This is a genomic window from Aridibaculum aurantiacum (assembly GCF_017355875.1).
In the GTDB taxonomy this organism is placed as follows: domain Bacteria; phylum Bacteroidota; class Bacteroidia; order Chitinophagales; family Chitinophagaceae; genus Segetibacter; species Segetibacter aurantiacus.
Map to the genome: position 1 here is coordinate 2,296,891 of NZ_JAFEWC010000001.1, position 26,508 is coordinate 2,323,398.

Below are 26,508 nucleotides of genomic sequence, written 5' to 3' on the forward strand. Positions count from 1 at the left end.
CTTGTGTGGGGCTTGGAAGGGGCTTAATTACGCAGCCAGCAGTTCTTCTCCTACAAACAGCTTCTTATCATTGAAGCGTACATTCTCCGGCTTCCAATACTCTACTGAAAACTTTGGCTTATGACCTATGGCTTTATATAGTTCTTCTGCCATTACCTTCTGTACATACTTCTCATTGCCTACTGTAGTAGCTATACTATCGTGAATAGTAAACAGAGGCACGTCGGGACGCTCTGCTGCAATACGGCGGGTAATAACCTTCAGCATCAGGTGGCTTTCTATCTGCTGCAATAGCCTGGGCAGCTTAGTCTTATCTCCCTTCTTAATTAAAGAGAAAAGGTGATAGACAGCCGGGAATATATCTTTAAAGAATTTCTTGGGTGCAGCTTCTGGTTTTGCTATAAATCTGTTGTCACTATAGAGCACCATAAACATTGCAGTCTTTACAGCTTTACGGGTTGCATAGTCAATACCCAACTCACTGCTCATCATCTTCTCAAGTTCTTCATAAAACATGCCTTGTGTTGCAATATCTGTATATCGCTCAAAGTCAATACCAGCTTGGATTACATCTGATTTTAGACACATAATGTAAGAAATATAATCCTGTGGTTGTAGGTTCTTGATGATTGATGTGTTCTTAATGGATTTGATATTGATTGTTTCACTGTTGTTACATAACCAAAAGCCTGTTAATAGTAAAACAGTACTTAGATATGGCTGGCAATTTTTGACATCAATAGAGCAAAGCGGCAAACCATTATAATTAAGAAAGTGCCTAAGCTCCGAACGCATATTGGTTAGCGGTGTATGTAAACGGTAAACATTATTATCCAGTTTAGCTGGCAGCTCGCCGTCGGCAATATTGTTTATGCTCAACTGGGCAGCCATATACTGTGTAACCGGGTCTTTGGCTTTGCCGGTTTTTAAATCAATATCCTGGAGCTCCGGATTTGCCAACTTACGGTCACGGTCGGCGGTGATGAACTTCATTGCCTGCTCATAATCAATTTGCAGCCCGTCATCCAGCCACCGCAGCAGGTGTGCAACACTTTTCTTCATTTCCTTCGTGTATTTGCTGTCGGCTCTCTGATGTTTTATCAGCGTCCTGTTTGTTATAGTCACCGCCTGTAAACCGGTTCTGTATTTTGTTGTAAACCGATACCCTTTCGATTTACCACCAATATGTTTTTCATTAACTCCGGCTGGAATATAACTGCCGTCAGTTTGCAGAATGCCGTTTTGTAGAAGGTATTTAAAGTAGCCGGGATAATCAGGCACCCGCTTTTTAAGAATGCGGGAATAGATGGGGACAAAACCGTCAACAATTTCAAGGTCTTTGTTGATGGCTGGTATATAGGATACCAGGTGAAGGATGTGGACTAACTTGTCTCTGTCAAATTTAGGAATATTGGATGGCGGGTTTTCTATCAGCAACTCGTCTATATCCAAGTTCTCTGGAATGTACTGCTTCATAAATCTGGTGATGATGATTATTCATAATTGCTCGTCTTTTCATATAGCTGGTTTTGGAAAATGGTTATGGTTTCGATAATTAAGCACAGGCGAATTAGGCAGCGTTGCGTTTATTGCCGTTCAGCACCTGCATAACATCATTGTAGGAATAATAGATAGTGCCGCCCATTTTTGTAAATGGCAGTGTACCATTGATGCGCAGGTTTTGCAATGTGCCTGGAGAGCAATTGAGGAGCTTCATCACATCAGAACTCTTTAGCCACTCTTTCTGGTCGGATGCCGGTTGGATTATTCTTCTTATCTCTTCCAGCAGTTCCGTTTTAAAGTTTTTCATGTCTTCCCGGGTCAGAATTTCTAAGTTCATTTAATTCAAATTTTCGTGCTTTAATTTAATTAATTTATACTACCCAAATTTACCGATTTATGCTGCTAAATAATTACGGATTTTATGCACAATATGTGCATAGTTTTCAACGTAAAACTTGCCAGAAACCGCTTTTTGCTAACGTTTTTTAGCATTGTAAACTATTATAATATCAAGACACTTTTTTGAGTGTTTTACCTTCCGATTTGCTCGCAAACTTTGCCTTCAATAATTGCATATCATCACTAACCTTTCTATCTACAATTTTTGCATAGTGCTGCGTGGTACGAACAGACTTGTGACCAAGCATCTTGCTGACACTTTCTAATGGCACCCCATTGGTTAGTGTAACGGTGGTGGCAAATGTGTGGCGGGCTAAATGTGATGTGATGTTTTTAGTGATGCCGCATAGGTCGGCAATCTCCTTCAGGTAACCGTTCATCTTCTGATTTGTCAGTACAGGTAACAGCCTGTTATCTGCCTGGCACTTTGGATTGTTTGCATACTTCTCAATAATGCCAGCCGGAATAGGTAACAAAGGAATGCTGGAACGGGTGTCTGTTTTGGTTCGGTTTATCTTAATCCACTTCTCGCCATCAATACCCATGATGATGTGGTCTTTTGATAGCTTCTTTACATCGGAATAAGCCAAGCCAGTGAAACAGCAAAAAAGGAAAATATCTCTCACCTGTTCCAGCCGCTGGGTCGGAAACTGCTTTGCTGCAACTGCATCCAGTTCAGCTTCTGACAGGCACTCTCTTTCTACTTCACGCAACGTGATTTTGTAATTGGTGAACGGGTCTCTTTCTAACCAACCATTACCAATGCAGATGCGGATAATCTTCTTGAAGTTGGTAATGTACTTAATGGCGGTATTATGGCTGCACTTCCGGACAGTCTTTAGGTAGTATTCAAATTCTGTAATGAACTCGTAATTGATTTGCTTAATCTCCAGGTCCGAAACATTGTACTTCCACTGAATGAACTCCTGTGTGTGGCTTAGTGCGGTGCAATACCGTTCGTAAGTGCCGAAAGAGAAATCTTTGTTCAGCAGTTCTTTTACCTGGTTGTTGTGGTACTGGAAAACTTCAATGATGGTTTTGCCTTTTTCGGTAATGCCGAGGTAAGCATTTTTCACCGTTTCGGCGGTGATTGGTTTGTTGGCTTCCATCAGCAGCCGGTAGTGCTCATTGAGTTTCAAACGAACAGCAGCCAAGTAAGCATTGATGCTTTTGCTTTCTTCGGTAGTGCCTTTTACAACACCTGCATTTGATACCCACTTTTCAGGGTCAACGCTGCGTTTGATGGAAAACTCTGTGCGAATTTCATTGATTGTAATTCTGGCGTAGATGGGAGCTTTGCCAGTTTCATCAGCTTTAGACTTTTTAAGCTGAAATGAGAGGTGCATTGGAGTGCTCATTTGCTGGTGATTTTGTTCTTTAAATTTAAGAAAAAAAGGGCAAAAAAGCAAGGTGCAATTATCCACAATTAATTGAAAAACAGTGGATTAAGTTAGTTACCGAGACCTGAAAAAGTGAATAACACGAGGTCTCGATTTAGACCATTTTTTATGCGAAAAATTGAATGATTTGGTGAGGGGCTAAAAACAAAAAACCCCGTAAACATTGAGTTTGACGGGATTTAGTACCATTTGATATACTATCTGGCGGAGAGAGAGGGATTCGAACCCCCGGACCTTTAACAGTCAACGGTTTTCAAGACCGCCGCAATCGACCGCTCTGCCATCTCTCCGGCGCAAAAGTACATTCTGAGATATATCTACCAAAAAATCTTTCAGATATTTTATTTCTTAATCCTAACGCGCCATGCACGCCCTGGAGAAGTATCAGGAATAGCCATACAGGAACACTTGAATCAGTTTGAGTTTAGATGATGTTTATACGACCATATCACACACCAAGTCATCACTTACGACTTCTTATGATTGCAGTCAACCTATCACTTGCTTCATAACAAAAATGATCGGCCTTGCAGTTAGTATTCTGTTTCAGATTGTTGTTCTGTCAGCATTGAAACAAGCGGATCCTTTCGTGTGTCAGGCATTGTATGCTTCATTTATAAAATGTCATTATTGCGGTGTTCTATCAAAACAAGTGGATGCTTTAATGATGAATTCGCAATAAATAGCCAGCCACTGTAGCTTTTGTTGAATATTATTCAAATATTAAAACTGCCAATAATCAGTGGCGGCAGTGTCGATTGTCATTTTACAGCAGCATATGTGTACATAGCTTGCACCAGAATTCTAACGATAAAAAATTCGCAATATGAAAAAGTATTTATTGGTGGCAGCGGTACTAGCCGTAACCACTTCCTATGGCCAAACCCCAAACCTTTATGACCATGTACAAGGATATAACGAGGGACTGGCGAGGGTAGAAAAAAACAACAAAGCTGGCTTCATAAACCAGGAAGGCGACGTAGTGATAAGAATGCGTTTCCAGGATGCTCAGCCTTTTAGCGAAAACCTGGCTGCTGTAAGACTACGGGACAAATGGGGTTTTGTGAACAAGAATGGAAGGGTGGTAGTAAAACCAAAATATGACAAAGTATTTGCTTTTGAAGGAGGTCTGGCTAAAGTAATGATAGGAGATAAATATGGAGTAGTGAACACAAACGGGGATGTAGTAGTAGACACCTATTTCAATTACATAGGCAAGTTTGTAAATGGTCTTGCACCCGTAACCAATGAAGAAGCCAAATGGGGATTTATAGACGAGGAAGGTAAAATAGTTATAGACTTCATCTACAATTATGCTGATAATTTTAAAGATGGAGTTGCACGTGTGATGCGCAACTGCCGCTGGTATACAATAGATGTTTCCGGCCAGGAAAGGTTGGAGGAAATTTTCTAGTAAATCATCATAGTGTTCTTATTGTAACTAACAAATTCAAACAACGTATTAGAAAATAGAAGCCCGGCTGTAACATTAAATTATAGCCGGTCTTATTTATTTTTTTTAAATCAGCCGATATAAAAATTGAAATAGCAGCAATTCAATTCCTTGTAAGTGATCATTTATTGCACCGTTCATCAGCTAATCGAAGCAGCACTCAAACAACTTAAGGTGTCTTGAAAAAAACCTTTTGATGCGACTGCTGCTCACTATTAGCGTTATCCTTGCCACCTTCTTTTCCTCCTGCGACCCTTGTAAAAATCTTGACTGCATTTCTGATAATTTTTTCGGGCAGTTCAGGATAACCAGTGCAAGTACTGGAAATGACCTGGTGTTCGGCTCCAACCGGGTTTACGATAAAGATCAAATCAGGTTCTATTCGCTAAAAGGTACTGATACCACTTTTTTGGACTACCAGCCTATAAGGTATGCAGGTACAGGGTATGACAGTGTTTTGTATGTTCACTTCTTTCCACCAACAGATGTTGCTTATATGCGACTAAGTAATGGCGACATTGATACTTTACATATATCGTACAATACAAGGACAACGAAGTGTTGTGGTACTATCACCGAGATCACTAAATTTCGTTTCAACAACATGGTTGATATCCCCGTCGATAATTCTACACCAGAGTTAAAGAAGTAAAAATTCTCTTTTCTAAATAATCGAGTGCTACATATCTGCACTTGCTGTAAAGCAGTAAGTAGTAATGCTGCTATGCATTTATTTATACCAGCGTTGTTATACACTTCACTCATCTTCGTTCTTCTACTTACAGATAAGGCGACATCCATACCATTACCTTTTTTATATAGTCTATACGCTCACACATCACCAACTACTAATTCCTTCTTTCGTCTAACTTCTCTCTATACCCGCTTAACAAACGTTTACAATTCCTTCATTGCCCATTAACTTTTCCTTAATACACCTTGGGCAATTTTGCTGCACGAACCAAAACCATTTGCTCACTACTTATCCTTCTCCAATCATCACTGGAATAGCTTAAAAACAGTACTTACTATGCAAAAAATTTTACCATTTGCCCGACAGGCAATCATGGCAGTAATGCTATTGCTCTTGTTTCACCAATTGAATGCGCAAGCAAAGCAAGGCGCAGCAACCATTACCATTTCTGGTAGAGTTACCGACTCTTTAAAAACACCATTAAGGGATGTTTCCATCACGCAAGGAAAAAGAATTTTAGGCCTTACAGATGATAATGGAAAGTTTACGGTTCAAGCATCTCCATCTGGCAAGATCTCATTCTCCTATGTTGGCTACCAGTTTCACCAGGTAAATCCTACAGCAAACAGCAACCTGCGTGTAACTCTTAAAAGATCAGGTGCTGCACTGCAAGAGGTAGTAGTAACTGCCTTGGGAATAACGCGTGAAGAAAGAGGTTTAGGTAATGCAACTACCGTTATTACCAATGAACAACTTACATCTGCACCTGCTGCCAACTGGACAGATGCCTTATCAGGTAAGGTAGCAGGATTGAACCTTATTCGTTCTAACAGTGGACCTACAGGTTCTAATAAGATCATACTGCGTGGAGAGAATAATCTTACCGGTGATAATGAAGCATTGATAGTATTGGATGGCGTGGTGATGAAACGTAGTAGTGCCCGTCGTACCGCTATACAAGGCGAGTCTGTGTATGGTACTGGTAGCGATAACATGCCTGCTGATTATGGTAGCAGCCTGAATGATATTAATGCTGATGATATAGAATCGGTTACTGTTTTGAAAGGTCCAGGCGCTGCGGCATTGTACGGACAAGATGCAGCGAATGGTGCCATCATCATAACCACTAAATCTGGTAGTGCTAAGAGAAAAGGCTGGGGTGTAACAGTGAACTCTAATTTTTCTGTAGAACAAATAAACCGCTGGCCCGACCTGCAGTACGAGTATGGACAAGGACTGGGTGGTGCGGCACATTACTCTTATGGTGCCAGTGCTGATGGCCCAAGCACCAGCGGTACAAGCTCTGCTTATGGACCAAGGTTCAACGGGCAAATGTTCTATCAATACGATCCTGTAACACAGGCGCAAGGCAAAGAGGGTACACCATGGGTACCTTACAAGAATACAACACGTGATTATTTTGAAACAGGTAAAACATTTACCAATACAGTAAGTGTAGATGGTGGTACAGACAGAACTACTGCACGTTTATCGGTGACTAATGTAAACAATACATGGATCACACCAAACACCGGCTATAAGCGTAACACTGTTGCCCTGTCAGTTAATTCGAAGATCAATGATCTTTTGCAGGTTTCAGCTAAGGTTAACTACACCAACAAGTGGAGTGATAACTTACCAGGTGCAGGTTATGGTAACCAATCTATCATGTACTGGTATATCTTCTGGATGCCCAATGCAGATGTAAATTGGCTAAAGAACTACTGGCAGCTGGGACAGGAGGGAAGAAGAATAAGATATCCATTCAGTAGCTTTCCTGAAAACCCATATGCTATTGCTTACGAGTTCATCAATAGCAGTAACAGGAATGGTATCACTGGTAATGTACAGGCAACTTACAACTTCAATAAAGACCTGAGCCTGCAGGTACGTAGCTCTATGGATATGACATACGAGCAGAGAGCGCAGAAGCGTCCTTACGATGCAGGTTCCCGCTACCAGAAAGGAAGCTACCGTACGCAGAACATCTTCGCACAGGAAGTAAGCACAGACTTCTTATTAAGGTATTCAAAGAAGATTAATAAGGATCTTGGTGTTACCATTACAGCAGGTGGTAGCCAGGTAAGAAACCGTTACAACAGGGATGAACTTCGCGCTGACTCGCTTACCATACCTGGATTGTATTCAATGGCTAACTCGTTGGGAAGTGTGATCACATTGCCTTATAGCAGCAGGATGGCCATTAATAGTTTGTATGGCGTAATGACGACCACGTACAAGAATTTACTTTACCTGGATCTTACTGCACGTAAAGACTGGAACAGTGTACTGGCAACGCCTGAGCGTACGGAGAATACAGGTTTCTTTTTTCCATCAGCAAGTATGAGTTTCATCTTATCTGATGCGGTAAGGCTTCCACAAGACATCAACTTTGCGAAGCTTCGTTTATCTGCTTCTGGTGTAGGTAGTGGTTCTACTATTCCTTATCTCACTTCTTATAACTATTCCAGGGTTGAAACATTTCCTGGTGGGTTACAAAATCCTTCACTGTTAACCAATCCTAACCTGCTTCCACTAAGAACGATCACCTATGAAGCGGGTGCAAATGTGAAGATGTTTAAGAGCCGTTTAGGAGTAGATGTAGCGGTGTATGTTGGTAATACCATTGATCAACATTTACAACGCGTACTTGATCGTGCATCTGGTTATACACGAGTATTGATCAACGCTGGTAAAGTTGGCAACAAGGGTATAGAAGTAGCACTGAATGGCACACCTGTTTCTACCAAGAACTTCAAGTGGACAAGTAGCGTTGTATTCTCAGCAAACAGGAACAGGATAAAAGAATTGGCTGATAGTTCAGTGGTATTGCAAACAGGTCCTGTAGGTGGAGGTCAGCTGGTAGCGCAGGTTGGTGGCAGCATGGGCGACTTGTACGGAAGAGGTTACCTGCGTGCTCCTGACGGCCAAGTAGTCTATGATGGCACTACCGGCTTTGCACAACTTACACAAGATGTAGTTTACCTGGGTAATACCATTCCTAAAGGAAAGATCGGATTCACCAACCAGTTTACCTACAAGCAGTTTCGTCTCAACCTGTTATTCGATGCACAATATGGTGCTGTGGCACACTCGCTCATGCACTACAAACTTTCTGAGCAAGGAAAAACAACCAATACATTACCCGGCAGGTATAACGGCATTATTGGTAATGGAGTAGTAATGGGTACGGATGGTAAATACGTTCCTAACACTGTAATAGCTACCGATATAGATGAATACTACCGTTCGCACTTTGGTATTGATAATGCAGAAGGAAGCACGTTCAGCACCGACTTTATAAAATTCAGGGAAGCAAGGCTGGATTATACATTGAACCCGCGACTAACAAAGAAGCTGGGATTGCAACGTGCCACCTTTGGTATCTATGGTCGCGACCTGTTCATCTGGTCTCCATGGCCAATGTTCGATCCTGAATTTGGAACCCTCAGCGGTAGCGATATCGTTCGCGGATTTGAAACAGCACAATTCCCTTCTACACGTACAATCGGGTGTAACCTGGTTATCGGACTATAATACTAAACATCATGAAGAAGACAATACTCATCATCAGTTCGGTGGTTATGCTTTGCAGCACATTGCTTAGCTCATGCACCAAGAACTTCGAGCAGATCAATACTGATCCAAATAATATTCCAGTAGCAGCGCCATCACAGTTGTTTGCTCCTGCGCTTATCCGCACCCTTACTTACAACATGATCAGGAACCGCAACTTCAACAACGAGTTGATGCAGGTGACTGTAAACATCAGCGATGCGGAAGGGCAGGTATCAAGATTTGACTTCAGGTCTAACTGGAGCGACTACCTGTACAATGGATTGTATTCGCAGCTTACCGATTTCAAAGACATCTACAAGCTTACCAGCGATAGTGGCGTAAACTACAACAGGTCGTACATGGGCATATCGCTCATCTGCCAATCGTGGATCTATTCTATACTTACTGATACTTATGGCGACATACCATATTTTGAAAGTAATCTTGGAAAAGACAAGCTCATTTTTGAACCTAAGTTCGACAGGCAAAAAGATATCTACCTCGACATATTTAAGAAGCTGGAAGAAGCGAATACACTGCTTAGCACCAATACTGCTTTTGCCGGTCCTGATCCTGTCTTCAACAACAACGTACTGAGGTGGAGAAAGTTTGGCAATTCCCTTTACCTGCGGTTACTGCTTCGTGTATCAGGTAAAGCAGACGTGGCAGACAGCGCTATAGCAAAAATCAAAGACATCGTAGAGATCAATCCTGGCAACTACCCAATCATTGCTAACAATGATGAATCGGCTATTCTAAAATGGACTGGTGTAGCACCTTATATCTCACCATATGTAGCTGGTGTAAGAGAGCAGGATTTCAGGGCGCCGGGTATAGCCAGTTTTTTCATCGATAACCTGGTGAACTGGAACGATCCGCGTATAGACATTCCAACCTATGGCGCTAATGGTATCAACCGCTGGGCTATTGCTCCATCAAGCGGAGCTTATGTAGGTGTGCCTAGTGGATATGCCCCGGGAAGCAGTGTTGCTAAAAGATCATACTTCTATTCTAATACTTCTGCTTCATCGCTGCAAACAGAACCACTGACTGGTATGATGATGAACAATGCTGAAGTGAAATTCATTCTTGCAGAGGCAGCATTGAAAGGCTGGATCAGCGGATCAGCAGAAACCTATTATAACGAAGGTGCTTTAAGTAGCATTACACTTTGGCTTCCTACATGGAATGTGCCTATAGCTACACATCTTGCCAATGCTGATATACAGTGGATTCCTTCAGCAACATTGGAAGAAAAGATGGAGCGCATTCACTTGCAGAAATATTACGCGCTCTTTATTAATGATATGCAGCAATGGTTTGAGTACAGGAGAACAGGCCATCCGAATTTACCTAAAGGACCAGGCTTGCGCAACAATGGTGTGATGCCTGCCCGTATGACCTATCCTGTATATGTTCAATCTACCAATCCTACCAATTATAAAAAGGCAATAGAAGCGCAGGGACCTGATCTTATCTCTACACAAGTTTGGTGGCAAAAACCTTAATCCTATCCACGCTGTAAAGCGGTTCGTCAATAAAAACATTACAATGAAAAAATTAGAAACCTACTTCATAATACTGCTGTGTTTGTCTTTCATCGCCGGATGCAAGAAGGACAAATATGGCAATTACCCGGGTGGAAGGATCGGTCCTTTCATCGCCATCTATGATGTACGCGACCTGTACCATGGAGAAGACATTGCTCTTACAAAAGAAAGATTATATGGCTCTTCCAGTATCACGGGTGTGGTGGTGTCGGATCATTCAGGTAAGAATTTGCCTGAAGGTTTATTAGTGATACAAGACAGGCGTCGTCTAAATGAGTTAAGAGGTATATCCATAGCACTGGGTGCCAGGGCAGCGGATTATGTGCCCGGTGATTCTGTTATTGTGAACATAGAAGGCGGTACCCTAAAAAGAGTAAACGATATCCTGCAGATCACAGGACTAAATGCAGCTGCTGTAAATAAGGTTTCATCTGGTAATGAGATACCGGTAAACCGTGTACCTGCGCATCATATACTGGCCAATCCGGACAAATACGAAAGCGTATTATCTGTGATTGTAAAAGGAGGATTTAATCCTGTGCCTGGTCCTAACGAAGTACTGGCAGGCAATAAATTATTGAACGATGGCTTTGGCGATCTTCCCTTTCATACAGAAGCTACAGCCACCTTCGCCAACAACAAACCGTTCTTTCTGGCCAATTACTATGGAATTGTTTTCAGTGTAATGGGTGCAGATAAACAACTAAAGCCACAGTTCAGGGTACGTACAGCTGACGACATCGTACTGCTCAGCTCTACAGTAAATGTGTCGCCAATTATCATCACAGGTTTTATAAGTGATGTAAAAGGTGGTGATGGCAATTACGAGTATGCGCAATTTATGGCTACACGCGAAATTGATTTTTCGGCTACACCTTTCTCTGTTGTTGTTACCAACAATGCCAACGCTTCTGTACCAACAGGCTTTCCTGTCAATGGTTGGGGTACCGGTGGTGCACGTACTTTCAAATTCAACCTTACATCAGGTACTGCCGCTAAAGGAACATTCTTTTATGTAGGTGGCGCCGCTAAAATGATCAATGGTGCAAACTCTACCAGCATTGCCAATGCCAACTGGATACGTTCATTCAATTATGTAAATACAGGTGGCGATGGTTTTGGTAATGCTACTTCTGGTTTGTTTGCCAACAGTGGCAATGCATCTGGCCTAGCAGTGTTTGAAGGAACAACCGTTAATGCTTCTACTACACCAATAGATGTATTGTTTGTAGCAACAGGCGGAAGTCTCTATACACCAGGTCCTCCTGAGCGTGGCTACCGCATTGCCAATACGGATTTCTATGATATTAAAAACCCTATCACGCTGCAAGACCAGCCTTTCTACAGGCAAGGTTCAAACACACTGAACATGGTGTATACAACAGCCGACATGGGCTACTTCTACAAGATGGGTGGTGCATACAATGTAACACTCGGCAGGTGGATGCAGGCAAGAACGCAGACAAACGTACTGCTGGAAAAAACATCTACACTGGCTGAGATAGAAGGCGAAGGATCAACTGTTCTTCTTCAGTAGTAATACTGTTAGATAAACATCTTAATCCACTTATCCATTGACTTTAAGCTAATCGAACGAACACAAACACAATGATCAACAGGAGAAACTTTTTAAAGAATTTTAGTTTAGCAGGCGCAGTGCTGGCAGTGCCGGCAGCAGTAACACATGCTGCAGATACAACCGTTGCAAAGAAAGATGTAGGAGCGCTAACATTACGCGGCAGGGTGCACAGCAATGGAATTGCAATAGCTGGCGTTGCTGTTACTGATGGCATCAACGTAACCACTACTGATAAAAAGGGCAACTACGAATTGCAGAGCAACAACACCGCTGAGTTTGTATACATCAGCATACCTTCTGGTTATGCATTCACCAACGAAAAGAATATTGCTAAATATTACCAGCCTATCACTGCTAAGGGAACATTTAAAGCGGATTTCAATTTAGAGAAATTGACCACGGATGATAAGAAGCACAACTTCGTTGTTTGGGCCGATACGCAGATGATCTCTAAGAAAGATGCAGAGCTGCTAAAAACCCAAAGCGCACCTGACCTGAAAGCTTTGGTGCAATCATATCCTGCAGGTTCCTTGTTTCATGGCATCGGTTGTGGCGACCTGGTATGGGATAAGTTTGAACTGTTTGAAGATTACAAAGAGGCAATTGACATGACAGGTGTTACTTTCTTCAACGTGATCGGTAACCATGATATGGATCTTGATTCTCGTACCGATGATTTTTCTGCCCAGACATTTAAGCAGCAATTTGGTCCTACCTACTACTCGTACAACAGGGGCGATATCCATTATGTAGTATTGGACGATGTATTCTTCATTGGTACAGCAAAGAAATACATCGGGTATATAACCGAGAACCAGTTGCAATGGTTGCAGCAAGACCTTGCATTGGTAAAGCCAGGGAGCACCGTAGTGGTAAGCCTGCATATCCCAACTACCACCGGTCACGCACGTCGCTTGAAAAAAGATGAAGAACTGGGTGGTTCGGTTTCTAATCGTAAACAACTATATAAGATATTGTCGCCTTACAAGGTGCATTTTATGTCAGGTCATACTCACTTTAACGAGAAGTGGGAGGACGGCAATATGATGGAACACAACCATGGTACTGTTTGCGGTGCATGGTGGACAGGACCTATATGTGGTGATGGTACACCAAATGGTTATGGTGTATACGAAGTAGATGGCAGTGATCTGAAATGGTATTACAAATCAACGGGCAAGCCAAAGGAGCACCAGTTAACCGTTCATGCAAGGGGTGCATCAAAAGATTACCCTGATGAAGTAGTAGCGAATGTATGGAACTGGGATAGCCAATGGAAAGTAGAATGGTTGGAAGATGGTGTTGCCAAGGGCGCCATGGAACAACGCACTTCTTACGATCCGCAGGCAGTGGAACTATATGCCGGCCCAACACTTCCTAAAAAGCACAAGTTCGTAGAGCCTACACTAAACGATCACATGTTTTATGCTAAACCATCGGCCAATGCGAAGGAAATAACAGTGAGAGCAACCGACAGGTTTGGTAATGTGTATACCGCAAGTCAGCAGGTATGATATGAAAAAACTTTTTGCAAGAGTTTGGTCTTAAGCATCCTTATTATTCAGGGTGCTTATTTTCCACGGGACAACATCAATGAAGTTAAAAAGCTTTGATGGTAGCAGTGTTTCTTTATGTAAAAATGTGACAAGACTGTATTGCTCAAACGCCCGTCTGTCCAGTTATCATCATTGAAGATTGCAATTAGAATAACTTTAAGCTTCATCATAAAAATCAACAATTATGAAAAAGTTTTTGTTTCTGACTCTAATTTTCAGTGCAATAATTTCAACTACCATGTATGCGCAAGGTGGTAACGACCAGGCTATGCTACAGCAGGCTAAAGAGCGAATTAAGCCAATGATGGTGGAAAAAACCGGATTAACCGAAGCGCAGGCTGATAAGGTGATTGAAATCAATTTTGAAATGCGCCAGTCAATGCGTGGCTTCCGTGAACTCAGTGAAGCTGATCGTGCTAAAAAGATGGAAGAATTCAAAGCAGCCAGGGATAAGAGATACAGTGAAATTCCTTTAACTGCAGATCAAATTAAAGCTGTAAAAACTTTTTACGAAGACCTTGGAAAGAATATGCCACCAAGGCCAAATAACTAGTTCATTCCTCAAGTAACTAAAAGCTGCCTAAAGGCAGCTTTTTTTTATTTGAACAACATCCAGTGGTTTACTGTTGCTGGCTTTGAAAATTATTAGCAGGATTCAAGATTTAGATGCAGTAAATTCAATCAAGCTGTCATTACCTCATTGAGGCATTGGCATTTTTAGTGTGCTATAAGCAGCTTTCAAAGCATCATCATCTTCGGCTAGTATGTACAAAGTATCACCCGGCTGAAGCACCGTAGAGCCAACAGGTGTGATGAAAACATTGTTTCTTTTTATTGCCATGATGTTGGCTGTTTTAGGAAAATCTATTTGTACAATTTTTTGCAAAGCCACACCTGAGTCAGCTGGTAGCGTCACCTGCTCCATCCGGGATTTTACTTTTTCTGAAAATTCAAAGTCTGTTCCTATTCTACGCTTTGCTTTGGCAGGAGCTATAAGGTGCAGCAGCTTTGCCATATAGGTAATGGTGGTTCCCTGGATGAGAATAGACGTTACTGCAATAAAGAAGACAATGTTGAAGATCATTTGAGATTTTTCAATTCCGGCTATCATTGGATAAGTGGCAAAAACAATAGGCACAGCACCACGCAGTCCCACCCATGATATAAATAGTTTAGAACGCCTGTTAAAACCGGAGAATGCCAGGCTTATGAAAACACCTAAAGGCCTTGCTACCAGGATAAGGAAAAGTGCGACAATCAACCCAATGCCTGCTACTGGCAATATCTGCGAAGGAAATACCAGCAACCCCAGCGTAAGAAAAAGTATGATCTGCATGAGCCAAGCCTGTCCATCGAAAAACTTTATCAGCGTGCGCTTATGTATGATGTTGCTATTACCTAGTATAACAGCAGCAAGATATACAGCAAGGAAACCGTTTCCACCTAAAAATTCGGTACCGGAATACGTGAATATTGCTAGCGCAAGCACAAGGACCGGGTAAAGGCCTTCACTATTTAAAACGATGGTGTTGATCATCAGCTTCATCAATTTTCCCATTACATACCCCAGTAAAGTACCAATGATAATTCCCTTGAAAAACAGCGGTACCAAATTCCAAAAGCCCATTTCAGGATGGGCAACAAAAGTGGTAAGAGAAATAGTGAGGAAATAAGCCATAGGGTCGTTACTGCCGCTTTCCAATTCAAGCAATGGTCTGTTGAATCCCTTAAGTGCAACGCCTTTACTTCTTAATATTGAAAACACAGCCGCGGCATCAGTGGAAGAAACAATGGCTCCAAGCAGCAAACCTTCGGCAATGGTGAAGTCAAGTACAAGATGTACAAAAAGGCCTAGTGAGACTGCAGTAATGCATACACCTAAAGTAGATAGAAGGATGCCACTTCGAAGTATGGGCCTGATGCTTTTGAAATTAGTATCAAGCCCACCAGAAAAGAGAATGAAGTTTAAGGCAGAGATACCTACGAACTGTGCAATTTTGGGATCTTCAAAATGAATACCTCCCAAGCCTTCGGATCCTGCTAATATGCCAACAAACAAGAAAAATATTAGCGTAGGAATGCCGAACCTGCTGCTGGTAGTACCGGTCAGAATACTTAGTAACAATAGGATAGAACCCGTTAATAAAAGATTGTCAATGTTAATGCTCATGCTTTCCTTCTATAAGTAAAATTTGTTGTAATACCGGCAACTGCAATTGGTAAAAAAACAATGCTAAGGCGCCTAAGATACAGTAATGGTATTTGGAGCGTGAGTGATCGATGGGAAAATGCACCATGAATGCATGCTGCAGCTTTACAGGCTGGACCAAAACACTTTTATCCAGCACAACTACCACTCATCAAATTTTAAGGAATAATCAGCAGTAAGAACTTGTTCGTACGAAAACTTTCCTACCTTTAATACATGAAGAAAAAGGGTGATAAACACACACACGTCGAACCAACAAAATCTGAACTTGAGATACTACAGGTGCTTTGGCTGCATGGGCCCTCAACCGTGCGTTTTGTGAACGATGCATTGAACGAACAGTTAAGAGAAGTTCAATACACATCTACACTTAAGCTGATGCAAATAATGTTTGATAAAGGTTTGCTCCAAAGGGACGATTCCCAGATGAAACATGTGTACAGCGCGGCTATAGAAGAGAATAAGACCAAAGGATTTTTATTGGATCGGTTTATTTCATCAATGTACAATGGATCGGCGACTAAGCTTATGCAGCAATTACTGGGTAATAAAAAAACATCGAAGGAAGAACTGGATGCGATAAGAGAGCTACTTAAAGAGGCAGAAAAGAAAAATAAATAAAATCCTATGCAGGTAACATGGATCAACGAATGGTTAGCAAATGAATTTACTCGTGCATTAGCCTGGACGCTCATTCATTCATTATGGCAGGGTCTTGCAGCTGCTATCATTACAGGGATAATCATTCTCTGCACCAAACGTTCTACAGCTGCTTTGCGATACAACTTGCTTTCGGCAGTGTTCATATTATTCATGGCAACTGCTTTTATTACATTTTTTATAAAATACAATTCATACAATGAAATTGCTGCTGGTACGCCACAAGCAATTGTGCAATTAGAAGGATCAAAAGAAAATATTTCAGCATCAAAATACAATGTTCATCTATACTATGGAAGCTTTACAGATAGTATCAGTTCCTGGTTCGATCAGAATGCGCCGCTTGTTGTTTTGACCTGGTTCATGGTTTTTGTTTTTCAATGCCTTAAAATTTTTAGCGGCTTCTACTATATACAACGGATGCGGAGGAAAGGATTGGCTGCACCAGGCGATGCGTGGAAAGAGAGACTGCAATTACTCTGCAGCAAACTAGGCATCAGGCAAAGCGTACAGTTCATGCAGTCACATTTGGTAAGCATGCCCTTAGTAGTGGGGTATCTTAAGCCTATTATATTGGTGCCGGTTGGTATGCTGAACAACCTGCCGGTGGAGCAGGTAGAAACCATCCTGTTGCACGAGCTGGCACATATACGCAGGAAAGATTACCTGGTAAACCTCCTGCAAACTTGTGCTGAAACGATTTTCTTTTTCAATCCAGCTACCAGGTGGATGTCAGCACTTATCAGGGAAGAAAGAGAAGCATGTTGTGATGATATTGTTGTAGCCAGTACCACTAATAAAACCACCTACCTGCAGGCTCTTGTAAATTTCAATGACCCTGCAATCAATAAAAATGGTTATGCAATGGCATTGGCCGGCAAGCAAAATTCTTTGCTTAATCGTGTAAAGCGAATGCTGAATTATGAAAACAAAAAACTGAATATCATGGAAAAATTAATTCTCGTTTCCGGCCTCGTAGTATTTACCGCATTTGGTATGGTTAACGCCAAAGAAACCAGGGAGCTAACAGCACCTGCTATTTTACATTCACCAGCGCAGCCAATGCAAGTTGATGAGGAGGATGAACAGCAAATTGTTTTGCCAGCGGCTGTGGTAGCTCAGCAGGGAGAGGTGCCGGTTATAGCAGGTGCTGAAGTTGTGTACCAGGATACAACCCGTAAAACCAGGAAGACTACTTATGAGCATGTATCTACTAAAGTGTCTACTGATGGAAATTCCAGCAATGGTGAAGCCATAGAGATATTGATAAAAGATGAAAATGGTGAGAAGACGTATAAAGCAAAGAAAGTTGGAAATAAGATAACTGACTTGCATGTAAATGGAGTGCGTATTGCTGACGCTGAGATGGGTGCTTATAAAGATGTAATACAGGAAATAGAAGACGCTATACAAAAAGGTGAAGAAGCCCGCAAAAGAGGCGAAGAGGCCTGGCTAAGAGGTGAAGAAGCAAGAGCACGAGGTGAGGAAGCAAGGAAGCGTGGTGAAGAGGCCAGGGTAAGAGGTGAAGAAGCACGAAAGTTGGGCGAAGAAGCAAGAATACGCGGAGAGGAAGCACGTAAAAGAGGCGAGGAAGCGATGAAGCGAGGTGAAGAGGCTAGGAAAAGAGAAGAAGCAAGAGCTAGAGGTGAAGAAGCCAGGAAAAGGGGAGAGGAAGCAAGAATAAGAGGTGAAGAAAGCAGGAAAATGATTGAAGATATTGTAGATGAACTTGTAAAAGAAAAGGTGATCACGGACAAAAACAATCTTCGCTTTACACTCAGCAATTCTTCGCTTGAAGTGAACGGCGTTAAACAAAGCGCGGCATTGCACAATAAGTTGAAAAAGTTTGTAGAGGATGGAAATACGATCACTTATTCAACCTCTGATAGTTCAACCAGGGTGTCAATAAATAAGAACTAACAGGGAAAAATGGATACACTAGAAGTGTGTCAGCTATAAAAAAATAAAAGAGGCTATAGCAGCCTCTTTTATTTTTATTGAACAAAGTCTAAATAATAATTCTATTTCACTACCCGTGTTTGTACTCGCTCAGTACCATTACTGATCATTACGACAAGTACACCTGTGTTTAGTTTGGTGGTAGGCACCATAAAGTTGTTGGTTCCAACAGCTGCTTGTTGCGTATTAGTAGAAAGCCTCTTACCACTCATATCAAATACTTCCAAGGTCACTTTACCTGCAACAGGATTGTGATATACTACATTTAGGTTATCACCTCTTACAAACGAAGTTTCGATGTTCAAACCACCCTTGCCGGAAAATCTTACTACAACAATGTCGCTATAGCTAAATGTTACGTCTTTGTCTATCATCTTTAGCCTATAAAACAGCGTGCTGGCCTTGATGTTGTTGTCTCCAAACTCATAACCACTGCCGTTACTGCTTGAACCTCTCGCCTGCACATTACCAATTACTGCAAAGTTTCTTCCGTCCAGTGACCTTTCAATTTCAAAATGTGAGAAACCCACTTCACTTGCAGTAGTCCATACTACCCGTGCGGCACCATTTGCTTTTATAACATCAAAACTTGTAAGTTTTACAGGCAGGGAGTTTTGAATAGCTATCGTACTGGAAGAGTCGCTATTGCATGTAGTATAATAACCAGCTATCTGACCCGCCAGGTTCACCGTATATGTTCCAGGTGAGGTGTAGCTGTGAGAGCCGTTGCGAGTATACGACAATGCCGAGTTATCTCCATAGTTCCACCTAAAGGTTGAGTCTGCAGGTGTAATGTCAAAATAGTCGTTGAACACGTGTAGATTATACATCCTGTTGCTAAACAAATTGGATGATGTGTTATTGAACTGTATCGTATTATCCACATTGCCTGTTGTTGGCGCAGTAAAGGTGGTAGACACGCTATAGTTCACTATTGGAAAGATCATGTACTCAAGATCTTGTCCAAAAAATGCCTCAGAGGAGTTCCAGGTACCGCTGCCAAACCTTCTCCAGGCAAGGCCTTCACCATAATCGGTCATTTGCCAGCCAGCACCTGCATTGTTCGTTACCACAGCTAACGTGTCAGAATTGTTAGATGCCCGTACAGATACAGCATAATTATTCGACACTTGAACCGGTGAAGGAAAAATTGCTTTATAAAACTCATAATTGGAGCTAATGTTCACAGTGGTAGATGCAATTTCTGTAGTAGGACGATATTGCGCATCCACTGACCAAACTGATACAACTACAGGAATACTTTTGTTGGCCACACCATTAGTGTACGTGGCTGCCCAAAATTGTACACCTACGATATTGACATTTTCGGAAGTAATATAAGCTTGCGAAGCTGTGCGTACATTGCCTACCATTGCATCTAAAAAAAAGCTGTCATTTGTTGCTGAAAATGAAAGCTCTTTATAATATGGGTAAAGCAAAGTGTCTGTACCGCACGTTACCCGCTGCAAAGCAGACTTAGAGGAAGCAACCCCGTTTTTAGTGGCTTGCTTTGAAGCATCAGGAAGTAGTGAAGTCATCCGTTTTTCCTGCCCGAAATGGATAATGCTGATCAATAGTAAGAAAAAGAGAATAGATGTTTTTTTCATAAAATGGTTGTTTGTTTTTTTGAAGACTTTGTTCACGATGCTAGACCAAGAAGTATACCTTTTGAAGGAGGCAAACTGCTACAATTCCTGAATTCGAAGAAATACGTTTACCTGTTCAAAATGTTCAATTCTTCTCTTGAAAAAGCACGGTGTACTTTCTACAGAACCTCAACGTAAAACCACGTTCTTTATTACATGAAATGCGTAAAAACATCAGTTGCATTTGGAAAAAAGAAAAAACAATACATGAACCTAAAGTGCACGGCAGTTTCCATCTTTGTTTTGTTTTAAGAAAGAAGCTGTACACTTAAAGCCAGGAGTAAAAACAAAATTTAAATGAGTAGAGCAGGAGTTATAACCGATACCTTGCCTATTCTGTACCAATAGCTAAATGGAGCTTTTGACTTTTCCGTGAAAGCCAAATCATATTTGCTGTTAACGCAATAATCAGCAGCAGGAGACCAAAGAATTCTCTCGTTTCTTCAATCCATGGTTTTGTTGCTTTCATAGATTGAACTATGTTTTCAGCAGCATGATCATTCATCCAGCTGAGTACGCCGTCTTTTTCAAAAAATAAATAGATGGCAAACGGAATGTAAACTGCCAGGCCAATAATAAAGAGTGTTCTGTTGTACCTGTTCTGCAGTGCCCTAAAGCAAAGAAACGCTCCATACAAGTAAAGCGGCATCCACAAAAAAGGATCAGGATCGTTGTACTGTAAGGCAGCCGACAATACAAACAGTATTAAAAAGACAATATTGAATAGTCGCATAGCTATTTCTTGTATTGTGGAGGCAGCGGAGAAAGATTGGCAGGCGGCCGAGAACTTGTACTTCCTTCTTTTGTAATGCGCCATATAACACCTGTACCCGGCGAAGGCACAGGAAACGGGCCAGCACCAGCCAGGGCAAATCCAATAACACCTATATCCACTACATATAATGCTGTTCCATCAGTTGAGAACTTTGCCTCAACAGGATGTCTTGGTCCTTCTGTGGATACGTATTCTTTTCCTGTCGGACCTTTTATCTTATTGCTTAGGAAGGGAAAGGTTTCTTTGGTTGCAGGATCAATGCGCGAAACGGTATAGCCATTCAGGTTTTTATCTTCACCCGTTAGGGGTGTTCCTGATCCGAATTCTGCTAGGAACATATGTCCTTTAAATCCGAATGAAGAGTTAGTGCTGAAATCAAATTGCGTGGCCGCTGCATTCTCAGGACGAATAAGCCACGGCTGTTCTACAGGTGGATGATCAGCCATCAGGAATTTTATTTTAGGTCCACGTGCAGATCTGAATTGTGGTGCTGTAACGGGTATTCCGCTGGAGAAGTCAGGAAAGCCATAGAAACCACCTTGCTTTACCTGGAAAATATTATCCTTAGCATTTGCTATCGGGCGGCTTCCTCTTTCATCGTATGCATTATCTGTTACGTATAGTTGCCCATCAGGTCCCCACTGCACACCATAAGGATTACGCAGCCCCCATGCATACACCTCCAGCCCAGATCCATCCGGGTTCATTCTCAGGATGGTGCCGCTGGCTTTTACCTGTCCCTTCACATCACGGCTCTTTTCTCCAAAAGGTTGATATGCCCGTGTACGTACCAGCATCGAAGTATTTTTACTTCGGTTGAAGACACTGCTGACAGCGTACGAAACATCTCTGCCGAAACTTATTAGCCGCCCTTGCCGCGCCAAAACATTATTTGGCTGAGGCGTTAGAAAGCTTTCCCTGCTCAACCTCATATCACGCGCCGGTACATCATGCACATCCGGGTGTAGAAGCAACCATACATAAGGATATGCATTGTCAAGACCAACAACACCTGAGTTAGTTGCCGTGCCTTGTCCGAAGTATATCTTGCCGTCAGGTCCCACACTCATTTCATTATTAAAATGATCACCATGGCTTGGCAGTCCTGTTACCAGGTCTACAACAGCACCATCATTACCTACTGCTGATATCTTTCCCTTATGCGAAACATATAGCCGCCCCTTATGCCACAGCAGATCAGTGATGGGTCCATTAAAACCTTCAGCAAAGCGCGTGATCTGGCCATTAGGATTGATGCGTAGTACTTGCGCTGGCGCAAAAGGATCTCCATATACATAGCCCGCTTCAGCTACGTATACATTTTCATTTTCATCAAATTCGATACTGGATGGCCAGATCAGGTCTTTCATGAAAACCTCTACTTTGTAACCTGCCGGCACCCATGCTGCCGCTGCATTTGGCTCAGGCACTTTGGTCATTTCTTTAGGATAAATTCCAGTCGGGAAACTTGTTTTTTTGACTGCACAGCCAGAAAGAATGGAAAAGAAAAACAGTGAAAGGCAGACAACTTGCACACGTAGCGAAGTGACTAATGTTCTCATATAGCTCGTTTGGTTGATTGTAATGTACTTTATTGACTTAAGCGATGTATAGCAGTAACAGACAGGTAACAAGTACGAATCAAAAAAGATGTGCCACAGGCGGTTATAGGAAAATGTTCCCTGTTTAGAGAAGCAATTACACCCAAAACAACTGCTTATAGTTAGCATATTGTGCAAAGCAATGTTTTACATTGCAACCCCATGTAAAATCAATGTGTATAATGAGAGCAGTTTTTCTTTCACTATGGTTATTGTTGATCGGACCTTTAACACCCAATGTTGCGGCAGCCCAGGAAACACATGTTTACCTACTGCCTACAATACATAGGTTTCACCAATCCAACCCAAGATATTCCTACGAACACTTGCAAACGCTTATTGCCAATTATAATCCTGGTATCATAGCGCTGGAAATACGCCCGGAGGATATGGATAAAGACACCAACTACCTGAAGAAGTTTTACCCACCTGAAATAATAATGGTGAGAGACTTGTTTCCTGGTACCAGGAAAGCAGGGATTGATGACTATGGCCCCGAGATGCGAGGGAAGCTGCTGCATGCAGATGTGTTCAAAGACACAAGCCTTGAACTAGGAAGGTACAAACTGGAAGAACGGAAAATGAATGCAGACTCATTCATCCAGCAGTTAAGAACTAAAGAAGGTATCCCTGCTATCATTTCTCAACATGTAGAACTGCTAAAAACATCAAGTGCAGAAGAGCTGGTGGACGGGAGGTACGACGAACTAACGGATAGTCTTGATCAAAAGCTGCAACGGGTGTTAGCAAGCTCACCGTATGCGTTTTACCACCAGTTCAATAAGGACAGGGACATAAAGATCACGGCCAATATTGAAAAACTCATTAAAGAAAATCCCGGCAAAAGGATAGTGGTTTTAATTGGTGCTAATCATCACAACCGTGCAAAGAAGATGGTGCTTAAAATGCCAGGCGTAGTGCTGGATTAGGAAAGACATATGCTGGCAGATGTTGGGTTATGACTAATCTCCTTTTACCCGCGTCCATTAAAAAAGCTGCAGTTGATGAAGCATCAACTGCAGCTCTTATTGCCTTTACAGCAAAGTGTAACGAAGTTTTTATTTCACAGTAACAGTAAGCGTAGCCATAGGCAGGTTCTTTTTGCCAAAGCCACCACCATTTCTTTCTATGTACATCTTGTTATTGCCAAACACTGTATTCGTAGCTGATGTTTCGGAAGTACATGATTTTACTTTGTCAACCAGTTCGGCGTAAAGCGCATCAATATTATCTGACAGGGAAACAACTTTGAATGAACTAATGGTATACACCGTAGCCATTGCACCGTTCACCAGCATTTTCTTAGGCTTTAGCCAAACTTTTATCTGCCCCAGCTCATTATCATCACGCATTTCCTGGATGTTAGCAGTTTCTGAAGGGACAAGCTTTGTCTGTAACTGCAGGTGTTTTTCAGCAAGCTGTTTTATGCTGCTGGTAGATTCTGATACTTCACCAAGCCAAAGGTTGCACTTACTATCCTGTGCCATGGCTACACTTCCCACTAAGAGGAAGCAAAAAAGAAAAATGTTTTTCATAAAAATTTTTAGTTGAATAAGAAAGGATGGGCGCTAAAGTAGGTGATTGTAGCGATGTGAAACGGAGGTAAAAGCTTAAAATTTTGCATATGCAGGAGTTCATAACAACAACCTTGGATATGCGAGTATTTGCTGCCCATAGCAGGTCTTACAGGGCAGAATAACAAGCTTAGGTGACAGCACCAAATTGTGAGTATTTTACAATCATACCATTTCTATTATCGTTATCCAATTAGCATGCTTTATAATGAGAAAGAACACCAACACCGGCTATTAGTAGTAGAATGGTCCATTGACATAGTAAAAGATGACATTGTTCTGGGGCACTTCTCTCGCTACTTTCGGCATGTAATTGTCTGTTACTGATGACGGTTGTCACACTTGCCAATGCGAAAACAACTGCTCAGGCTTTTTTGTAGCCGACTATCTCCATTACCAGCCCTATATAATGATACTGGGCAGAAATACTAACGAAATATGAAAAGATCTTTTCAAAATGTTGCCACTAGCTTGCTTTTATTCGCATTCTTAGGAACCAACCAGGTTGCAGATGCACAAAACACAAATGGTGCTGCCGGGCAACCTGAAGTCGGACAAATACCTCCACATCCAGTACGATTACCAGAAGGAGCTATTCCTGCTTTTCCAGGCGCATGGGGAGCTGGTATGTTTACCACAGGCGGACGGGGAGGTAAAGTGATTGCCGTTACCAACCTGAATGATGATGGTGCCGGTAGCCTGCGTGCCGCACTTGAAACAGAAGGCCCACGTATCATCGTGTTTCGTGTGGCAGGAACAATAAAGGTGAATAAGGATCTTAATATCAATCATCCTGACATCACCATTGCAGGTCAATCTGCTCCCGGCGATGGTATCTGTATTGCCGGTACACTCAACATCAATACACACAATGTGATCATCCGCCACCTGCGTGTTCGTCGTGGTGTTCCTACGGGCGGTCAAGGTGATGATAACATAGGTGGTAATCCTGACCACCACATCATCATCGACCATTGTTCTACCAGCTGGGGAATGGATGAGAACATTTCGCTTTACCGCCACATGCGGCCATCTTTAGATAAGACGACGCAGATAAAAGATGCTGCAGAACATATCACCGTACAATGGACAATTTCGAGCGAGGCGCTCGATGCAAGGGGTCATGCTTTTGGCGGTACATGGGGAGGGAATCCATCTACCTTTCATCACAACCTATTTGCCAGCAACACTGCCCGTAATCCTTCGATTGGTATGTCTGGTCCATTTGACTTCCGGTACAATGTTATTTTCAACTGGCGTCATCGTACCATGGATGGCGGCGACGAAACTTCAATGATCAATGTGATCAACAACTATTACAAACCAGGACCTGCTACCAATGAGAACATGCGCGCCGTATTTGCACGTATTGAAGAACGTAGTATGTACTCTCCAGGTAGTGCATGGAGAGAAGGAGATTGGTATCTTAAAGCCGCCAATCGTCCGGGTAAATGGTATGTTGCCGGAAATATCATGCACGACAACCAAACACTTAACAACAATAACTGGGCGGGTATGCGCGGTCCTGAAAACCTTGCACGGGTGAACACACCATTTGTAGGCTGGCCGGTAGCTCCTCACCATAAAGCTGAAGTTGCTTTCGAGTCAGTATTGGCCAAAGCAGGCGCTACCTTGCCTAAACGTGATGCTGTTGATGCTCGTGTTACAGAAATGGTCCGCACAGGAAAGACAATGACACAAACCGGTATCATTAAAGATATTGCTGAAGTGGGGGGGTATCCTAACCTTACGTTCAATCCTGCACAAGTACCTGTGGACAGCGACGGCGATGGTATGCCTGATGCATGGGAGATCAAACACAAGCTCGACCCTAAGAACCCGAACGACGGTGCTATGGACACTGACGGCGATGGTTATACCAATGTGGAAGAATTCTTGAATGGCACCAATCCACAGGAAAAGATCAATTACCGCAATCTTGGAAACAACATTGACACTATCAGTTAACCGATTTACTTACAGTTCTTTTTTAAGCCTTCTGAGCCACAGCAAAATTTAAAAAACCTTGTTACTCATTTGCAGTGTTGATCTGTCTGTTAACATCAAAAACCAAAGAAGAATAAGCAAAGGGAGCATAAGGTTATGTTTTGTTTAAGATGTAAGTATTTCTATAAATCCGGAGTTCTCTCGAACTAACACTTCGCGCAACGAGATTTTGATAAGGCAGCAGAGAATGAGATGTACTCATTCTCTGCTGCCTTTTTTCTTCCTCCTAAAACATCAGATTGTTCATTTTACCGTAATTAAAGAAGAGCAAAGAATTGAAGTAACTACTTCCCTGTAATACATTCTTAATGCACCCAACAAAGTGCACGTTCAAAAACAAGGTATCGTCAATAAAATAAAACGCAGTGTAGCACAGGGAGGAGCT

At 42.1% G+C, this 26,508-nt stretch carries 19 protein-coding genes and 1 tRNA gene; 11 read left to right on the forward strand and 9 right to left on the reverse strand.

The annotated features are described in order from the left end of the window. Positions 1-27: 27 nt before the first annotated feature. From J4N22_RS09640 to J4N22_RS09655, 4 genes are all read right to left on the reverse strand, one after another. Entirely contained in the window at positions 28-1,476 is a 1,449-nt protein-coding gene (locus J4N22_RS09640; protein ID WP_207493786.1) for a hypothetical protein, read from the reverse strand. Positions 1,477-1,570: 94 nt separating this feature from the next. Beyond that, the gene (locus tag J4N22_RS09645; protein ID WP_207493787.1) at positions 1,571-1,840 is read right to left on the reverse strand and encodes a helix-turn-helix domain-containing protein; all 270 of its coding nucleotides are present in this window, start codon (positions 1,838-1,840) and stop codon (positions 1,571-1,573) included. Between the two features lie 172 nt (positions 1,841-2,012). Further along, a complete protein-coding gene (locus J4N22_RS09650; protein ID WP_207493788.1) occupies positions 2,013-3,248 on the reverse strand; it encodes a site-specific integrase in 1,236 nt (411 codons plus the stop codon). 256 nt (positions 3,249-3,504) lie between these two features. Next, a tRNA-Ser gene (locus J4N22_RS09655) sits at positions 3,505-3,592 on the reverse strand. 536 nt (positions 3,593-4,128) lie between these two features. Here J4N22_RS09655 and J4N22_RS09660 point away from each other — a divergent pair. The 7 genes from J4N22_RS09660 to J4N22_RS09690 all read left to right on the forward strand — a co-directional run bounded on the left by J4N22_RS09660 (position 4,129) and on the right by J4N22_RS09690 (position 14,245). Then, entirely contained in the window at positions 4,129-4,716 is a 588-nt protein-coding gene (locus tag J4N22_RS09660) for a WG repeat-containing protein (RefSeq protein WP_207493789.1), read from the forward strand. Between the two features lie 235 nt (positions 4,717-4,951). Continuing rightward, positions 4,952-5,407, forward strand: coding sequence for a hypothetical protein (locus tag J4N22_RS09665; RefSeq protein WP_207493790.1), 456 nt, complete (start codon positions 4,952-4,954; stop codon positions 5,405-5,407). A gap of 378 nt (positions 5,408-5,785) precedes the next feature. Continuing rightward, positions 5,786-8,986: a SusC/RagA family TonB-linked outer membrane protein gene (locus tag J4N22_RS09670; RefSeq protein WP_207493791.1), complete on the forward strand. Its 3,201-nt coding sequence runs from the start codon at positions 5,786-5,788 to the stop codon at positions 8,984-8,986. An 11-nt stretch (positions 8,987-8,997) separates the two neighbouring features. After that, the gene (locus J4N22_RS09675) at positions 8,998-10,515 is read left to right on the forward strand and encodes a SusD/RagB family nutrient-binding outer membrane lipoprotein (protein WP_207493792.1); all 1,518 of its coding nucleotides are present in this window, start codon (positions 8,998-9,000) and stop codon (positions 10,513-10,515) included. Positions 10,516-10,558: 43 nt separating this feature from the next. After that, positions 10,559-12,094: a DUF5689 domain-containing protein gene (locus J4N22_RS09680; protein ID WP_207493793.1), complete on the forward strand. Its 1,536-nt coding sequence runs from the start codon at positions 10,559-10,561 to the stop codon at positions 12,092-12,094. A gap of 71 nt (positions 12,095-12,165) precedes the next feature. Next, the gene (locus tag J4N22_RS09685; protein WP_207493794.1) at positions 12,166-13,650 is read left to right on the forward strand and encodes a calcineurin-like phosphoesterase C-terminal domain-containing protein; all 1,485 of its coding nucleotides are present in this window, start codon (positions 12,166-12,168) and stop codon (positions 13,648-13,650) included. A gap of 226 nt (positions 13,651-13,876) precedes the next feature. Beyond that, complete coding sequence (locus J4N22_RS09690; protein WP_207493795.1) at positions 13,877-14,245, forward strand: hypothetical protein; 369 nt, start codon at positions 13,877-13,879, stop codon at positions 14,243-14,245. Between the two features lie 144 nt (positions 14,246-14,389). Here J4N22_RS09690 and J4N22_RS09695 read toward each other — a convergent pair whose 3' ends face one another. Beyond that, positions 14,390-15,862, reverse strand: coding sequence for a potassium/proton antiporter (locus J4N22_RS09695; RefSeq protein WP_207493796.1), 1,473 nt, complete (start codon positions 15,860-15,862; stop codon positions 14,390-14,392). 255 nt (positions 15,863-16,117) lie between these two features. Between J4N22_RS09695 and J4N22_RS09700 the strand changes: the two genes are divergently transcribed. Both J4N22_RS09700 and J4N22_RS09705 read left to right on the forward strand, forming a co-directional pair. Then, a complete protein-coding gene (locus J4N22_RS09700; RefSeq protein ID WP_207493797.1) occupies positions 16,118-16,522 on the forward strand; it encodes a BlaI/MecI/CopY family transcriptional regulator in 405 nt (134 codons plus the stop codon). Between the two features lie 6 nt (positions 16,523-16,528). Further along, a complete protein-coding gene (locus J4N22_RS09705) occupies positions 16,529-18,481 on the forward strand; it encodes a M56 family metallopeptidase (protein WP_207493798.1) in 1,953 nt (650 codons plus the stop codon). A gap of 101 nt (positions 18,482-18,582) precedes the next feature. Here J4N22_RS09705 and J4N22_RS09710 read toward each other — a convergent pair whose 3' ends face one another. The 3 genes from J4N22_RS09710 to J4N22_RS09720 all read right to left on the reverse strand — a co-directional run bounded on the left by J4N22_RS09710 (position 18,583) and on the right by J4N22_RS09720 (position 22,503). Beyond that, positions 18,583-20,127, reverse strand: coding sequence for a PKD domain-containing protein (locus J4N22_RS09710; protein WP_207493799.1), 1,545 nt, complete (start codon positions 20,125-20,127; stop codon positions 18,583-18,585). Between the two features lie 370 nt (positions 20,128-20,497). Then, positions 20,498-20,899, reverse strand: coding sequence for a transmembrane 220 family protein (locus J4N22_RS09715; protein ID WP_207493800.1), 402 nt, complete (start codon positions 20,897-20,899; stop codon positions 20,498-20,500). Between the two features lie 2 nt (positions 20,900-20,901). Continuing rightward, positions 20,902-22,503, reverse strand: a complete 1,602-nt coding sequence (locus J4N22_RS09720) for a PQQ-dependent sugar dehydrogenase (RefSeq protein WP_207493801.1) — start codon at positions 22,501-22,503, stop codon at positions 20,902-20,904. A gap of 221 nt (positions 22,504-22,724) precedes the next feature. Here J4N22_RS09720 and J4N22_RS09725 point away from each other — a divergent pair, with 221 nt between their 5' ends. Then, complete coding sequence (locus J4N22_RS09725) at positions 22,725-23,471, forward strand: hypothetical protein (protein WP_207493802.1); 747 nt, start codon at positions 22,725-22,727, stop codon at positions 23,469-23,471. A 129-nt stretch (positions 23,472-23,600) separates the two neighbouring features. Here the strand turns inward: J4N22_RS09725 and J4N22_RS09730 are convergent, their stop codons facing one another. Next, on the reverse strand, positions 23,601-24,077 hold the full coding sequence (locus J4N22_RS09730; RefSeq protein ID WP_207493803.1) for a hypothetical protein: 477 nt from the start codon (positions 24,075-24,077) through the stop codon (positions 23,601-23,603). A gap of 477 nt (positions 24,078-24,554) precedes the next feature. On the opposite strand from J4N22_RS09730, the gene J4N22_RS09735 reads away from it, so the two are divergent. Continuing rightward, complete coding sequence (locus J4N22_RS09735; RefSeq protein WP_207493804.1) at positions 24,555-26,084, forward strand: pectate lyase family protein; 1,530 nt, start codon at positions 24,555-24,557, stop codon at positions 26,082-26,084. Positions 26,085-26,508 lie beyond the last annotated feature (424 nt).